We start from the raw sequence: 14,555 nt of genomic DNA, 5'->3' as shown, positions 1-14,555 counted from the left end.
ATGCTTAAATCCATAGGTGCACTCTTTGTTAGCCTGCTGGTGTTTGCCAGCTGGCTGCTGCCAGCGCAGACACTGGACTACCAAAGTCATCAGCTGACGGATGAGGGCCTGCTGATCCAGACCAGCGCAGGTCAGTTGACGCTGCGCTTCCATCAGCCGGCGGTGGTGGAAGTGTTTTATCAAAACGAGGGCGTAAAACAACTGCCATCCTTTACACTGCCACAAAAACCGCAATTGCTGGCGGCTGGGCTGGAAACCAAGGGTGAGGTGCTGTATTACGGCACCGAAGCCCTGACGGTACGGGTTGCGACCCAGCCGCTGCGGCTGAGCTTTTTGCGCGACGGCGAGGTCTTTCTGGCCGAGGAGCAAGGCCTCTTTGTACACGATACCCTGCGCGGTTTTCGTTTTCAGTTAAAGCCGGATGAAAAGCTACTCGGCGCCGGCCAGCGGGTGCTGGGCATGGACCGACGGGGTCACCGGCTGCCGCTTTACAATAAAGCGCACTACGGTTACACCACCGAGTCCGAGCAAATGTACTTCAGCATTCCCGGGGTGATTTCCAGCCACAACTACCTGCTGTTGTTTGATAACTCGGCCAGCGGCTTTATCGACCTGGGCAAAACCGAAGCCGATGTGCTGCAGTTTGAAGCCGTCGGTGGCCGCACCGGTTACCTTGTTGCTGCTGGCGACAGCCATCAGGACACGCTGCAGCAGTATCTGCAGGCCAGTGGCATGCCGCCACTACCTCCACGCTGGGCGCTCGGTAACTACGCCTCCCGCTTTGGCTACCGCACCGAGCAAGAAGCCCGCGACACCGTGCAGCGTTTCGTCGATCAGGGTTTTCCGCTCGATGCCATCGTACTGGACCTGTTCTGGTTTGGCCCCGATATTCAGGGTCATATGGGCAATCTGGCCTGGGATAAAGCAGCCTTTCCTACCCCGGAGCAAATGATCGCCGATTTTCGTGAGCTGGGCGTGAAAACCATTCTGATCACCGAGCCTTTTATGCTGACCAGCTCCAACCGTTGGCAAGAAGCGGTGCGTGAGGATGTGCTGGCGCTGAATCTGGCCGGCAAGCCCAGAACCTTTGATTTTTATTTTGGCAACACCGGCCTGATTGATGTGTTCAAACCCGAGGCGGCAGAGTGGTTCTGGCAGATTTACCATGGCCTGATGCAGCAGGGCGTAGCGGGCTGGTGGGGCGATCTGGGCGAGCCGGAAGTGCACCCACACGATGCCATTCACCGCCTGCCACAAGGCACCGCCACTGCCGATGAAATTCACAATGCCTATGGCCATGAATGGGCCAAACTGGTGTTTGAGCGCCATGTGCGCGATTATCCGACGCTTCGGCCCTTTATCATGATGCGCTCCGGCGCACCGGGATCGCAGCGTTATGGCATGATCCCTTGGACCGGCGATGTTGACCGTAGCTGGGATGGTTTAAAGCCGCAGGTCGAGCTGGCGCTGCAAATGAGCCTGTTTGGCTTTGGCTACATTCACTCGGATCTGGGCGGTTTTGCCGGAGGTGAGACTTTCGATGCCGAAATGTACACCCGCTGGATGCAGTTTGGAGTCTTTCAGCCGGTGTACCGGCCGCATGCGCAGGAGCACATCGCGCCTGAGCCGGTGTTCCACGATGGCACCACCCAGCGCATTAGCCGTGACTTTATCCGTTTGCGCTACCGTTTAACGCCGTACAACTACACCCTGGCCTATCAGCACAGCACCCGCGGTCTACCGCTGATGCGCCCGCTATTTTGGCTAGAGCCGGACAACCCGGATTACCTGACAGAGAAAAACAGCTACCTTTGGGGCGATGCCTTTTTGGTGGCACCGGTCACCAAGCCTGGCGTTAGCAGCTGGACGGTCAATGCACCGACCGGTGTCTGGTTTGATTTCTTTGCTGGCACTGCCTATCAAGGGGGGCAAAAGCTCGAGGTGCCGGTGACGCTGGAAACCATTCCTGTGCTGGTCAAAGCCGGTGCTTTTGTGCCGATGGTGGCGCCGCTGCAAAGCCTGGATCAGTACAGCACCGAGCAGCTGGAGCTGCACTACTGGCACCATGCCAGTGTGGGCCAAAGCGAAGGCGAGCTGTACGATGACGATGGCCATAGCCGCACCAGTTTAGAGGGCGGCGCTTTTGAACTCTTGCAGTTCAGTGCCCGCAATCAACAGGATCAGCAACTGGCAATCACCCTAAGCCGTCAGGGCGACTTCCCCGGCATGCCGGCAGCGCGTCAGCTGATGCTGGTGGTGCACCAGGCCCCGGCGCACTGGCAGCAAGTACAGCTGGGCGAGCAGCGTTTTTCCGTTCAAGCCGAAGCGCTGGCCGAAGGCGAAACCGGCGCCTGGCGTAACCGCGATGGCGCCATCGTGGTGCAATTTAACTGGCAGCAGGATACTCAGCTGCAACTGCGTTAACCACCATTTCTCCCGTAAAAAAACCAGCACAGTGGTCGGGTGCTGGTTTTTTGTTTTCTGAGACGTCCGCTTACATCTTTTCACCACTTCTTTCTGTCGTTTTTGTCGAAATACGACATCCTTAACCGACTAGCCTTAAAAGCAGTTCATAGGAGAGCGTGATGACCGATCAAGAGCATGCGAAGCAGATCCGACAGTTGATAGACAGTTGGAGTAAGGCGGTAGCCCGTAAAGATGTCGAAGCCATTATGCAGTTTTACAGCCCGCCACTTCGGGCTTTTGATGCGATAGGGCCGCTGCAGTTTCAAAGCCGTGATGCCTATCAACAGCACTGGCAGCACTGCATGACGTTCTGCCCCGGTGAGTTTCGCTTTGAAGTACACCAGCTGGAAGTGCAGGCCGATACCGAACTGGCTTTTTGCCACTTCTTAAATTATGGCGGCGGCACGGACCACCAAGGCCAATTGCATCTGTGCTGGCTACGCTGTACTCAGTGCTGGCAACTGCAACCTGATGGCTGGAAAATCATCCACGAACACTTCTCAGTACCGGTGGAGATGGGATCCGGTCAGGGGCAGTTTGAGTTGCAGCCGGATCAGTAGGGTCTTTGCACCAGTAGATGACACTTTTGCTGGCTTGAATACGTATTCATCTTGTTGTTGCACCATAATAGGGTTATCAAAGACAGATCAACAGTGGTTTTAGAGAATAACAATGCAACAACAAAAACCTGATCTTAGTTTCTGGCAAATCTGGAACATGTGCCTGGGCTTTTTTGGCATTCAGTTTGGCTTTGCCTTGCAAAATGGCAATGTCAGCCGGATTTTCCAAACCCTGGGCGCCGAGATGGACCAGATTGCCATCCTCTGGGTAGCAGCGCCGTTAACGGGTTTGCTGGTGCAGCCGATTGTCGGTCATTTTAGCGATAAAACCTGGACCAAACTGGGCCGTCGTCGTCCTTTCTTCCTGTATGGCGCCATTGCTACCACCCTGGCGCTGATTTTTATGCCGAACTCACCGCATTTGTGGGTAGCGGCCATGATGCTGTGGATTTTAGACGCGGCCATTAACGTGACCATGGAGCCGTTCCGGGCCTTTGTTGGTGATAACCTGAACAAGAAGCAGCGGCCGCAGGGTTTTGCCATGCAAAGCTTCTTTATTGGCGTGGGCGCCGTTGTTGCCTCGGCGTTGCCCTGGATGATGACCAACTGGTTTGGCGTGTCCAACATTGCGCCGGAAGGCATGATCCCGGACTCGGTGGTCTATTCCTTCTATGCCGGTGGTGTGGTACTGTTCCTGGCGGTCGGTTGGACCATTTTGCGCAGCAAAGAGTACAGCCCGGATCAGCTGGCGGCCTTTGAAGCGGCCGAGCAGCAGGCCAACCCAGTGGAAGTCGAAGTAGTCAAAGTACGCGATAACTATTGGGCCAGTGGCGCTGCGGCTGTGGTGATTGGGGTGGCTTTCTGGGCTTTTGTTTACCTGCAACAGCTGGATCAAAACCTGTACTTGCTGGGCGCCCTCATTGCCTCCTTCGGTGTGCTGCAGTGGCTGACCAGCTGGTTTAAGCAGCAGAATAACCGCAACATGCTGGTGCAGATTATCGATGACCTTTACGCCATGCCGGGCACCATGAAGCAATTGGCGGTGGTGCAATTTTTCTCCTGGTTCCCACTCTTTGCCATGTGGATTTACACCACGGCCGCGGTCACCAGCCATCACTATGGCACTTCGGACACCACCTCGCTGGCCTACAACACCGGCGCAGACTGGGTTGGTGTCTTGTTTGCGGTGTACAACGGCTTTGCCGCTATCGCTGCCTTGATTATCCCCTGGCTGGCCCGCCGCATTACCACTCAGCGTACCCACAGTATTAACTTGACCTGTGGTGCCCTGGGGCTGTTTTCCTTCTTCTGGATCCAAGACCCTGCGCTGTTGTGGTTGCCAATGATCGGTATCGGCATTGCCTGGGCTTCGATTTTGTCCTTGCCCTACGCCATGCTGTCGAACAGCCTGCCAGCCCACAAAATGGGCATTTACATGGGCATCTTCAACATCTTTATAGTGTTGCCGCAGCTACTGGCGGCGGCCATTTTGGGCAGCTTGCTGAAGTACTTCTTCGGCGGCGAGGCCATTTATGCGTTGGCACTGGGCGGGGTCAGTTACTTGATCGCCGCTGTCTATGTGCTCTTTGTTCGAACCAGCAAAACAGTCAAAGGATAAGTGATGCAACTGAATCCCTGGTTTTCTACCACGCTTAAGGCCGCTGGCCTGGCGACCGCTCTGGCTGCGGTCAGCGCTTGCCAGCCGGCACCCGAGTCGGCTTATCAAGCCCCAACTGCAGCGCCTGTCGAGCAGACCGAAGCGCCCTGGTGGGACGATGCGGTTTTCTACCAAATCTGGCCGCGTAGTTTTTACGATACCAGCGGTGATGGCCATGGCGACTTTAATGGCATGACCGCCAAACTGCCTTATTTGTCTGAGCTAGGCATTGATGCCATCTGGCTAACGCCGATGTTTGAGGCGCCGTCTTATCATGGCTATGACTTTACCGAGTTTTATCAGGTGGAATCGGACTATGGCACCATGGCCGACTTCGAGCGCTTTTTGCAACAAGCTGAAGAGCGCGGTATCCGGGTGATTCTGGATCTGGTGATCAACCACATTTCCCGTGAGCACCAGTGGTTTAAGCAGTCAGCCCAGCGCATTGAGCCGTACAGCGATTACTTTATCTGGCGGGAAAGCCTGCCAGAAGCCGGCAAGGGCTGGGGCCATGCCTGGTCGGATAACGATATGCCCGAAGCGGTCTGGCATTTTGATGAGACCCGGGGCGAGTACTACTACGCCGCCTTTGGTGCCACCCAGCCGGATCTGAATCTGGAGCACCCGGATGTGATCGAAGAAATGAAACGGATGGCTAAATTCTGGCTGGATAAAGGGGTCGATGGCTTCCGGCTCGATGCGGTGCGCTTTGTGATAGAGCGCGGCCCGAAAGGCCAGGCCGACTTGCCCGAGACCATTGATTACTGGAAAGACTTCAACGCCTTTGTCAAAAGCGTTAACCCCGAAGCCTACTTAGTGGGCGAAGCCTGGGTTGATATTCCGGTGGCAGCCAAATACTGGGGTGAAGGCAAAGGGCTGGATCAGGGCTTTGATTTTGAGTTTGGTTACATCGTGCTGGATATGCTGCAGCAAGGGCTGGCCACGGAAGCCCAGTTTGGCACCATGAGCCAGCAGTCCGGTCAGGCTGAAGATGGCGCTTTGCATCCACTGGCGCAGAATGTGCAGCGCCGCCTGGAGTCGGGCGCACCGCTGGCCTTCTTCACGCCCTTTTTAACCAATCACGATCAGGACAGAGTTGGCTTTCAATTGCTGGAAAGTCAGGCCAAAGCCAAACAAGCGGCGGCGCTGTTATTTAGCTCGCCGGGCACCAAGTACATCTACTACGGTGAAGAAATTGGCATGACCCAGCTAAAAAGTGGCCATGATGTTTACAAGCGGGCGCCAATGTTGTGGGATCAAGGGCATCAGGCCGGCTTTACCCAGGCAGAAAAGGCTTGGGTAGAGCAAAAAGATTTATTCAGCCGCCATTTTGATGCCTGGTGGCCGGATTTCCTGACGCAGCAGTTGGCAGTCGGCGATCGGACAGTGGAAGCACAACGTGCACAGCCGGACTCCTTGTGGAACTTGCACCGTCTGCTGATCGAGCTGCAAAAGCAGCGGCCGGAAATGCGTTTGGCGGGCTCGTACCAGGTGCAATCGCCACAGCAGGGTATTTTGACGGTGGTGCGGGAGCTGGATAACAGCCGCTCGGTCTTTGTGTTGAATCTGGCTGGTGAAACGGCCGATATCGCATCGGTGATCGCTGCCTACGGCGAGTTGTCAGTCACTTGGGGCTTTGACCTGGACGGCAGTTTGCTGGCGACCGACGGTCTGGTCATCTTGCAATCGCGGTAATATCCGGCGAAGGGCTGCGCCTTCTGGCGCAGCCCTTAGGTTACCAGCTAGTCTAACCTGGTTATCCTTTCGGAGGCGTACCGCAGGAGCGGCGTACTATAATTTTGGGTTCAATCTGGTTGGTTTCAATGGCTTTGTTGTTGACCAACCGCAGTAGGTTTTCGACCAGCATCTCACCAGCCAGGCTGGTGTCTTGTTGAATGGTGCTAAGCGGTGGCGTGGTGTAGGAGGCCACAGGAATATCATCGAAGCCCATCACCGCAATATCGTCCGGTACCCTCAGCCCGCGCTTTTGAATGCCCTGCATCACCCCAATAGCAATTAAGTCACTGGCGCAAAAGATAGCATCGACCTGCTCGCCGCTATCCAGCAGGTTTTGCACGGCCAGTTGGCCTGCTTGTTCCGTTGAGATAGCATTGAACTGAGCAATGGCGTTGTGGCGGATGCCCGCTTGCTGCAGGGCATCGCTAAAGCCCAAAAAGCGTTGATTAAACTCAGGGCTGCCAGCTGAGGCATTGCCAATAAAGGCAAAGCGCTGGTGGCCCAAAGCCAATAAATGCTCGCCCGCTAATCGACCACCCTGGCGGTTGTTGCTGCGAATGGTAAAATCCGGGTGGCCTTCGACATCGGCCCCCCAGCAGACAAAATGGGTTTCCTGCGCCAGCAGTTTGTTTAGTTTTTCTTCGTAATCCTGGTAATCGCCATAGCCCAGCAGAATGATGCCATCGGCTTTTTTCGTGTCTTCGTAATCGGCATGCCAGTCATCGCTGAGCTGCTGAAAGGACACCAGTAAATCCTGCCCACGCTGCGCGCAGGCGCGGGTGATGCTGCCGAGCATGGATAAAAAGAAGGGGTTGATTAGCGACTCGTCGGTGGTTGGGTCTTCAAACAGCAACAAGGCCAGCGTGCTGCTGCGTTGTTTGCGCAGATTGCTGGCATTTTTATCCACTTTGTAGTTCAGCTGTCTGGCGATGGCATGCACTTTGTCCCGAGTCTCTTTATTGACCTGAGGGCTATTGCGTAAAGCCCGGGACACCGTGGACTGTGAAACACCAGCCAAGTAAGCAATATCAAAGGATGTGGCTTTTTCTTTCATGGAATACGCTCATCTATGGCTCGTGGCCTGAATGGCTTGGTTACGAGCCAGGCAAAGAAAGATTCGGAGCGACAACGACTTATCATGGCCTTTGCTGACACCTGCTTCCTATCATAGTCGGAAGCGGAATGGGATTCAAATGCCGCGGTTAAGCCGGCTGCAATACCGGTTGCAGCAAGCGGAAAGTGCCGGCATCTGCATCCAGCTCGACCTGCCCCCCGACCGGCACTATGAATTGCCGTGCAATATGGCCAATCATGGCGCCGCGGTAAGCCGGGATCTGCAGTGGCAGCAAGTAATCCTCCAGAATGTCATCCAGCGTTAAACTACCCCAGCCGCCACCGGGCTCGCAGCGGGCACAGTCGCCAAATATAAAGCCGCGGATCTGAGCCAGAGCACCGCTAAGGCGCAGGGTACTGAGCATGCGATCGATTTTATAGGGCGGTTCATTGATGTCTTCAACAAAGAGGATGGCATTGCGAAAGTCCGGTAGGTAAGGCGTGCCTACCAGGGATGTCAGTACGGTGAGGTTGCCGCCCAAGAGTTTGCCTGTGGCCTTGCCACCAAAAATGGTGCTGGTCCGGTTGCTGCGAACAATCAAATCGTCCTCAGATCGCTGCTCATTTTGGTAGTGCAGCAACTGACGTTTAAAAAACAGCTGCTCAAATTGCTGCACATTAAAGTCAGGCCAACGGCTGCTGCCATTGGGGCCATGAAAGGTCACCAGGCCCGTTTTGGCATGCAGTGCACTGTGTATGGCTGTGATATCGGAGTATCCCAGCACCACCTTGGGGTTGTTTTGCACCAGCCGATAGTCAATCAGTGGCAAAATACGGGCGGCACCAGAGCCGCCGCGTAGGCAGATCACGGCTTTGACCTCCGGATCAGCAAACATGGCATTAAAGTCTGCAGCCCTATCTGCATCCTGCCCGGCCAGGTGACCATGGCGGCTGCGCATGTGCTGGCCGCTTTTGACTCGAAAACCCAACGCTTGCATCGATTCGATGGCAAAGTCCGCCTCCTGGCGGCTGGCGATCGCTGCCGAGGGGCTGACAATACCGACGGTATCGCCCGGCTTCAGCGCTATGGCCAGCATTGCTGCTGGGCTGACAGGTGGGCTGGCGGCCTGACCGGTGCTTGTCATTAGAGGCAGCAGCGCCGAGCCAAGCCCAAGTTTTAGAAAGTTGCGTTTATTCATAGCCGTTTCTGTTGGGTTGCGTGTTTTTTATCAGTGTATACCCAAAGCTCCGGCCTTGTTAGCCCCAGTCCCTGTTTGGGGGGGAAGGTCGTGAGGCGCGGCTAAATTGTGAAACATTGTTAACTGTATTTTGTCGGGCCCGGCCGGGTGATACACTCAAGTTGAGTGTATTGGGAGCAGTGTGGCATGAAAAAAATCTGGGTCGTTTTGGGACTCTTGCTCTCTTCGATGGCGATGGCAGGGGACAAGGTGAAAACCGATGACGGCTATGTCGAAGCATCCCGCTGGCAGTTGGCGCTGGCCTTTGGGGCGGGTCAAAGCTCCAGCCCACTGGTGGGTGGCAAGTCGATGCCTCTGTTGATCATGCCAGATGTCAGTTACTACGGCCGGTTGTTGTTCTTTGACAATGGCATTCTTGGCGCCGGGCTGGATGTATCGCCTAACTGGAGCATCAGTCTGGTGAGCCGGCTAAATCCGGAAACGGGTTACTTTTACCGTTGGCACTTGTCCCGCTTACCCAGCTTTAATCCAATGGTGGCAGATACCCCCACTGTGATGCAAGACTCGAGGGCAGATCTGGAATTTGTCTCGGTGCAGGAGGTGCAGCGTCGTCCTACCGCCTGGGATGGTGGTGTGCAGTTTAATGCCTGGTTTGACAACTGGATGCTGCGGCTCAATGCCTGGACCGATATCAGTGGTCAACACCATGGTCATGAGCTGCGTGCGGCCATGGGTTATCATTTTCCTTCTGCGGTTGGCGACTGGCGCCTTGGTACGGCCTTGTCCTGGAAAAGTGAGCAGTTGATGCAGACTTACTATGGCCTGGGTGCCAATGAAGCCAGCTATCTGCCGCGTTATCAGGCCAGTGCCAGCTGGCAGCCCGAGGTGGAACTCCATTGGTCGTTGCCTGTTCGGGCCGGTTGGCGCATCATGGCGTTTTATCGCTTTCGCTGGTTGGACTCGGCCATGACGCAAAGTCCGCTGGTGCAAGACTCCAGCCAGCACAGTTGGTTTATTGGCTGGAGTTACCGGTTTCTCTGATGAAAGGATACCTAGTGAAGTTTGCATGGATGCTGTTGCTCCCATTGGCCGCTTTGGCTGAGGAAGCTTGCCGGCAAGCCGTATGCTGGTCAGTGACCCCTTTGGTCTGTATTGCCAACGACAGCAGAGGTCGCTGCCAAGGCGACTTGACGGTGCACTGGTCCAGTCCAGATGCTGTGGTCTTGTGCCTGTTTTTGGCCGAGGAGTCACTGACCTGCTGGCCGAAGCAGCAGCAAGGCAGCTGGCAAGCACCTCTGTCCTGGCCGGATGAAGCAACTTTAACCCTGCGAGCAGCGGATCAAGTGCTGCTGGAAGAAGAATTGAAAACCGTCCGGCGAACCCCGTATCGACGTCGCCGCCTGGTTGCCCCCTGGAGTGTGTTCTGATGAGTAAAGTACTGTTGGTAGAAGACGATGTCCGGTTGGCAGAGCTGGTGCAAAGTTACTTGACACAGCATGATTTTCAGGTACAGGTCGAAGGCAATGGTCTGGAAGTATTGGCACGCTGTCAGCACTTTCAGCCGGATCTGGTGATTCTGGATTTGATGTTACCCGGTCAGGATGGCTTTGCTGTCTGTCGTCAGATTCGGCCACTCTTTACCGGGCCTATCCTGATGCTGACGGCGCGGCAAAGTGACATTGATCAGGTGCTGGGTCTGGAGCTTGGTGCCGATGATTATGTGGTCAAGCCGGTTGAACCCCGGGTGTTACTGGCCAGGATCCATGCACTGTTGCGTCGCCACAAAAGCGCTGAGCCGGAGCAGCAGCATGAGCTGCAGTTTGGGCAGTTGATGCTCAAGCGACGGGCCAGGGAGGTATTTCTGGCAGATGTTAGGGTTGATTTGACCAGCTACGAGTTTGATCTGCTGTGGATGCTGGCCAGTCATGCCGGGCAGACGGTGCGGCGAGAAGAAATTCATCAGCAAGTGATTGGTCGGCCCTACGATGGGCTGGATCGAACCGTCGATGTACGGGTGTCGCATTTGCGCAAGAAGCTCAATGACAATACCGAAACACCGTTTCGCATCAAAACGGTCTGGGGCAAAGGCTATCTCTTTGTCGCGGATGCCTGGTCCAGCTGATGCAGCGGCTTTTTATCCAGTTCTATTTTTTTTTGCTGGTGTTGCTGCTGGCGTTGGGCTGGGGCATGGAACAGCTGTGGCAGCGCTGGTCACAGCAAAGCTTGCCGCCTTCGGTGGCGCTCTGGCAACAGCAAATTGAGCAGTTACGGCAACAGGCTGATCCAGGCTGGCCTGAGCTGCTGGCATTGCCTGCGGAACAGCTGGCCCGTGACAGTGTCCCTTTCAGTGTCGATGAGCAGGCCGCATTGCAGGCTGGTGCCGTGATTCCTTTTTTTGGTCATGGCGACAGCCTGTATTTTTTTGCACAGCAGCACGAACAATTGTGGCAGTTTGGTCCGGTTGCGTTGGAGACGCCAGGTTCAGCCCGGCTGGTGATCACCCTGCTTTTTTTTGTGCTGCTTGGATTGGGGGTGGCGCTTTGGCTTTGGCCTTTGGCCCGTGATATCCGGCAATTGCAGCGTGATTTGAATCGGCTGGGGCAAGGGACTGAAACGCAGATTCAATTGCCAGCGTATTCGATGGTGGCTCCCATTGCCGAGAGCGTGCGGCAAATGCAGGCTCAGATCCAGCGATTGTTATCGCTGCAAAAAGAAATGACCCATGCGGTGTCCCATGAGCTAAGAACACCACTGGCCCGACTCAGTTTTGCGTTGGAAATGGCCAGTCAGCTGCCTGAACAGGAGCGGGGATTGATGCAGCAGGATGTGCTGGTGTTGCAGCGGCTGGTGGATGAAATGCTGGACTATGCCCGGCTGGAGGTGGCCATGCCACAACTGGAACCTACGCCGGTCGATGTCGCTGAGTTGCTGCATAGCATTCAGGAGCAGTTGGCGGTACTACCAGGCCCTGCGATTGAGTTGCAGCTGCCAGAAGTCTGTATTTGCCGGGCCGATGGTCATTATCTGGAGCGCGCCATTGTCAACTTGCTGCAAAATGCCCGTGGTTTTGCCCGGAGTCGTATCCAAGTCACGCTCGAACCCCGCACCAGTGGTTGGCTGCTGCATGTCGATGACGATGGGCCGGGGGTGCCAGAGGCACTCTATACGCAGATCACCAAGCCGTTTCAACGCCTGGAAGGGACTCGGCGGGACGGAACTGGCGGCTTTGGGCTGGGATTGGCCATTGTCAGCCGTATTATGGAGTGGCATCAGGGGCGGCTGTTGATTGCAAAAAGCCCCCTGGGAGGGGCTCGTTTTAGTTTAAGCCTACAGGCCTAAATCACGCAGAAAATCATCGTCAACATCCGGGCTGACTTCATCGGCCACTTCATAGCCACCCTGTTTGGCGTTCTCCAGAATGTCATCCGGGTTTTCTTTGGCAGCCTTTTCAAATTCATGCAGCTGAATGAACTCGGTTTTATCCATCGCCAGTTCCAGATAAAAAATATTGTGCTCTGGCGTACTGAAGGTCACTCGTCTGGCTTGAGGCTGATCCAACTGCGTATTGATCAGAATTTGTACCTGCTTGTTGATCGCCATCATTTTGGGCTGGCTTTGATTGATGGAGGTTTGCAGGTCCAGTCGTACCTTGTTGGTAAAGTCACCGACAATCTGATTCATCAGCTCGCCCATCACATTGCCGACCTCGTCCGAGGTATGAAATTGTGCCAGCTCGGACTCGGGCATGCCCATGCTCATCATGTACTTGCGGTAGATTTCCATCGCTGCCGGGGCGGTAAAGTTAATCACCACCAAGCCGGAAAAGCCACCATCAAACAGCACAAAACAGCCGAGATCGGGCCGCAGGCAGGTTTTTTGGATCTTCTGCACCATGGGTGAATAATTGACTTCACGATTGCCAGCGGCAGCCAGTACCTCGGTAAGCGATTGGCACAAGGTGAGTAGAATATCTTCGGTGGCTACGGTTTTACTTTTTTTCATGGGGAGTCCTGTCACTGCATCTATCCCATCAGTATCTGTTATAACGGCCAAAACAGCAATAAGGCGGGGATGGCCACGGCAATGACCACCAGCTCCATCGGTAAACCCAGCCGCCAATAATCACCAAAGCGAAAACCGCCTGGCCCTAAAATCAGGGTGTTGTTCTGGTGACCAATGGGCGTTAAGAAGGCGCAGGATGCGCCAATGGCGACGGCCATCAGAAAGGGATCGGCCCGCACCGACAGTTGCTCCGCCACACTGATGGCAATGGGACACATCATCGCAGCAGTGGCAGCATTGTTCATAAAATCGGATAAGGTCATGGTCAGTACCAAAATCAGTACCAGTGCCAAAATGGCATGATCGCCAGCCAGATAATACAGCATGGTATGGGCCAGCATGTCAGCAGCGCCAGTGGTGGCCATGGCGCCGGCCACCGGGATCAGGCAGGCCAGCAGCACGATCACAGGCCAGTCGATGGCGCTGTAGACTTTGCGTAGAGGCATCACTTTGAGTGCCATAATGGCCAGCATGCCAGCGGCGAACGAAATGGCCGCCGGCAGCAAGCCAAAAGCTGCCCCTGAAATGGCTCCCAGCATAATGAAACTGGCGAGCAGGGTGTTGCGCTTCTCAGGGACCCGAATTTGCCGCTCTGCCAGCGGCACACAGCCAAAGTCGGTGGCAAAGACCGCCAGCGCTTCTTGCTGCCCTTGCATCAAAATCACATCGCCGGCCTGCAAGCTGGTCCGTCGCACGCGTTTGTAAGAGCGCTGGCCTTGCCGGGACAAGGCCAGCAAGTGAATGTTAAAGCGTTTGCGCAGGTTGAGGGTCACGGCCGTACGACCAATCAGATCCGAGTTGGGCAAGATAGCCAACTCTTGCAAATGCAGCTCTGAATCGCTATCGACCTTGGTTTTTTCTTTATCTTTGCTGGTCTCTGCTTCGTGCTGTCCGCTGGACACTTCTTTGTCTTTTTGATTGGCCGGGCTCTCCTCCAGCGACAGGCCTAGATTGGACAGCAAAGCACCCAGGCTTTCAGGGTCGGCTTCAATGATCAGCACATCCTGGTCGACCAGACGGTAATAGCCCGGCGGTGAGGGGGCGCGGTAATTATTGCGGACAATGCCGACCACTTGCGCATCTAGCTCTTCCAGCTTTTTTTCGAAGTCCCGTAGTGGCATATTGACCAGTTTGCTGTCCGAGGTGATCCGAACTTCGGTCAAGTACTTGCCGGTATCAAAACTGCTGGCATCCGCCCTGCTGCGAGCCGGTACCAGCCGCCAGCCAATCAGCGCGACAAAAGCAACCCCGACCAGAGCCACCAGCACGCCAACAGGGCTGTAATCAAACATGGCAAAACCACGCTCGGCAGTTTCAGCCCGAAAACCGGAGACGATCAAGTTAGGAGGGGTACCGATTAAGGTGGTCATGCCGCCTAAAATGGAGCCAAAAGCGAGTGGCATCAGCACCTGACCTGGGGCAAGTTGAATGCGGGCGGCGACCTGAATGGCAATCGGCATCAGCAGCGCCAGAGCTCCCACATTGTTCATAAAAGCCGACAAAATGGCAGCCAGCGCGGTCAGAGCGCTAATGGTCACAGTGGGGCCGGCTTGTTTGGGTAAGACTTTCATTGCCAAAACGTCGACCGCACCGGTGGCCTGCAGCGCCTGACTAAGCACCAGCACACAGGCGACGGTGATCACCGCCGGGTGACCAAAGCCACTAAAGGCCTGATCGGTGGGGACCAGGCCCACCAGCACACAGGCCAGCAAACTGGCCAGTGCTATCATGTCATGCCGCCAGCGCCCCGATAGAAAAAGGGCAACCGTTATGGCAAGAATGGCGAAAATCAGTCCTTGTTGAAATTCCACTGGCGCTGCC

At 55.4% G+C, this 14,555-nt stretch carries 12 protein-coding genes; 8 read left to right on the top strand and 4 right to left on the bottom strand.

The window, feature by feature from the left end; all coding sequences use genetic code 11:
- The 4 genes from Q3O59_RS13275 to Q3O59_RS13260 all read left to right on the top strand — a co-directional run bounded on the left by Q3O59_RS13275 (nt 1) and on the right by Q3O59_RS13260 (nt 6,378).
- Entirely contained in the window at nt 1-2,424 is a 2,424-nt protein-coding gene (locus Q3O59_RS13275; protein ID WP_305946044.1) for a glycoside hydrolase family 31 protein, read from the top strand.
- A 161-nt stretch (nt 2,425-2,585) separates the two neighbouring features.
- Nucleotides 2,586-3,026: a YybH family protein gene (locus Q3O59_RS13270; protein WP_305946043.1), complete on the top strand. Its 441-nt coding sequence runs from the start codon at nt 2,586-2,588 to the stop codon at nt 3,024-3,026.
- A 112-nt stretch (nt 3,027-3,138) separates the two neighbouring features.
- Nucleotides 3,139-4,644, top strand: a complete 1,506-nt coding sequence (locus Q3O59_RS13265) for an MFS transporter (RefSeq protein WP_305946042.1) — start codon at nt 3,139-3,141, stop codon at nt 4,642-4,644.
- Between the two features lie 3 nt (nt 4,645-4,647).
- Nucleotides 4,648-6,378: an alpha-amylase family glycosyl hydrolase gene (locus Q3O59_RS13260; protein WP_305946041.1), complete on the top strand. Its 1,731-nt coding sequence runs from the start codon at nt 4,648-4,650 to the stop codon at nt 6,376-6,378.
- Between the two features lie 61 nt (nt 6,379-6,439).
- On the opposite strand, the gene Q3O59_RS13255 is transcribed toward Q3O59_RS13260, so the two are convergent.
- On the bottom strand, nt 6,440-7,474 hold the full coding sequence (locus tag Q3O59_RS13255; RefSeq protein ID WP_305946040.1) for a LacI family DNA-binding transcriptional regulator: 1,035 nt from the start codon (nt 7,472-7,474) through the stop codon (nt 6,440-6,442).
- A 148-nt stretch (nt 7,475-7,622) separates the two neighbouring features.
- Nucleotides 7,623-8,672 (bottom strand): S66 peptidase family protein, encoded by a 1,050-nt coding sequence (locus tag Q3O59_RS13250; protein WP_305946039.1) that lies wholly within the window; start codon nt 8,670-8,672, stop codon nt 7,623-7,625.
- 186 nt (nt 8,673-8,858) lie between these two features.
- Here Q3O59_RS13250 and Q3O59_RS13245 point away from each other — a divergent pair, with 186 nt between their 5' ends.
- From Q3O59_RS13245 to Q3O59_RS13230, 4 genes are read left to right on the top strand one after another with little or no spacing between them, the layout of a single operon-like run.
- Nucleotides 8,859-9,713 (top strand): MipA/OmpV family protein, encoded by an 855-nt coding sequence (locus tag Q3O59_RS13245; RefSeq protein ID WP_305946038.1) that lies wholly within the window; start codon nt 8,859-8,861, stop codon nt 9,711-9,713.
- A gap of 14 nt (nt 9,714-9,727) precedes the next feature.
- Complete coding sequence (locus tag Q3O59_RS13240) at nt 9,728-10,099, top strand: DUF3019 domain-containing protein (RefSeq protein ID WP_305946037.1); 372 nt, start codon at nt 9,728-9,730, stop codon at nt 10,097-10,099.
- Nucleotides 10,099-10,794 carry a response regulator gene (locus Q3O59_RS13235; protein WP_305946036.1) on the top strand — a complete coding sequence of 232 codons (696 nt, stop codon included), beginning with the start codon at nt 10,099-10,101 and terminating at the stop codon, nt 10,792-10,794. Before Q3O59_RS13240 ends, Q3O59_RS13235 begins: the two co-directional genes overlap by 1 nt.
- Nucleotides 10,794-12,011, top strand: a complete 1,218-nt coding sequence (locus Q3O59_RS13230; RefSeq protein ID WP_305946035.1) for an ATP-binding protein — start codon at nt 10,794-10,796, stop codon at nt 12,009-12,011. Before Q3O59_RS13235 ends, Q3O59_RS13230 begins: the two co-directional genes overlap by 1 nt.
- Here the strand turns inward: Q3O59_RS13230 and Q3O59_RS13225 are convergent.
- Complete coding sequence (locus tag Q3O59_RS13225) at nt 12,000-12,674, bottom strand: DUF3334 family protein (RefSeq protein ID WP_305946034.1); 675 nt, start codon at nt 12,672-12,674, stop codon at nt 12,000-12,002. The genes Q3O59_RS13230 and Q3O59_RS13225 overlap by 12 nt on opposite strands.
- 38 nt (nt 12,675-12,712) lie before the next feature.
- The gene (locus tag Q3O59_RS13220; RefSeq protein WP_305946033.1) at nt 12,713-14,545 is read right to left on the bottom strand and encodes an SLC13 family permease; all 1,833 of its coding nucleotides are present in this window, start codon (nt 14,543-14,545) and stop codon (nt 12,713-12,715) included.
- Between the last annotated feature and the right edge of the window lie 10 nt (nt 14,546-14,555).

This window comes from Alkalimonas delamerensis (assembly GCF_030717955.1).
In the GTDB taxonomy this organism is placed as follows: Bacteria; Pseudomonadota; Gammaproteobacteria; order Enterobacterales; family Alteromonadaceae; genus Alkalimonas; species Alkalimonas delamerensis.
Note: the sequence above shows the minus strand (reverse complement) of the source record. Positions and strands in the feature narration are given on the sequence as shown.

Coding starts and splice junctions, on each gene's coding strand:
- Q3O59_RS13275 (WP_305946044.1), top strand. CDS start 1: ATGCTTAAATCCATAGGTGCACTCTTTGTTAGCCTGCTGGTGTTTGCC.
- Q3O59_RS13270 (WP_305946043.1), top strand. CDS start 2,586: ATGACCGATCAAGAGCATGCGAAGCAGATCCGACAGTTGATAGACAGT.
- Q3O59_RS13265 (WP_305946042.1), top strand. CDS start 3,139: ATGCAACAACAAAAACCTGATCTTAGTTTCTGGCAAATCTGGAACATG.
- Q3O59_RS13260 (WP_305946041.1), top strand. CDS start 4,648: ATGCAACTGAATCCCTGGTTTTCTACCACGCTTAAGGCCGCTGGCCTG.
- Q3O59_RS13255 (WP_305946040.1), bottom strand. CDS start 7,474: ATGAAAGAAAAAGCCACATCCTTTGATATTGCTTACTTGGCTGGTGTT.
- Q3O59_RS13250 (WP_305946039.1), bottom strand. CDS start 8,672: ATGAATAAACGCAACTTTCTAAAACTTGGGCTTGGCTCGGCGCTGCTG.
- Q3O59_RS13245 (WP_305946038.1), top strand. CDS start 8,859: ATGAAAAAAATCTGGGTCGTTTTGGGACTCTTGCTCTCTTCGATGGCG.
- Q3O59_RS13235 (WP_305946036.1), top strand. CDS start 10,099: ATGAGTAAAGTACTGTTGGTAGAAGACGATGTCCGGTTGGCAGAGCTG.
- Q3O59_RS13230 (WP_305946035.1), top strand. CDS start 10,794: ATGCAGCGGCTTTTTATCCAGTTCTATTTTTTTTTGCTGGTGTTGCTG.
- Q3O59_RS13225 (WP_305946034.1), bottom strand. CDS start 12,674: ATGAAAAAAAGTAAAACCGTAGCCACCGAAGATATTCTACTCACCTTG.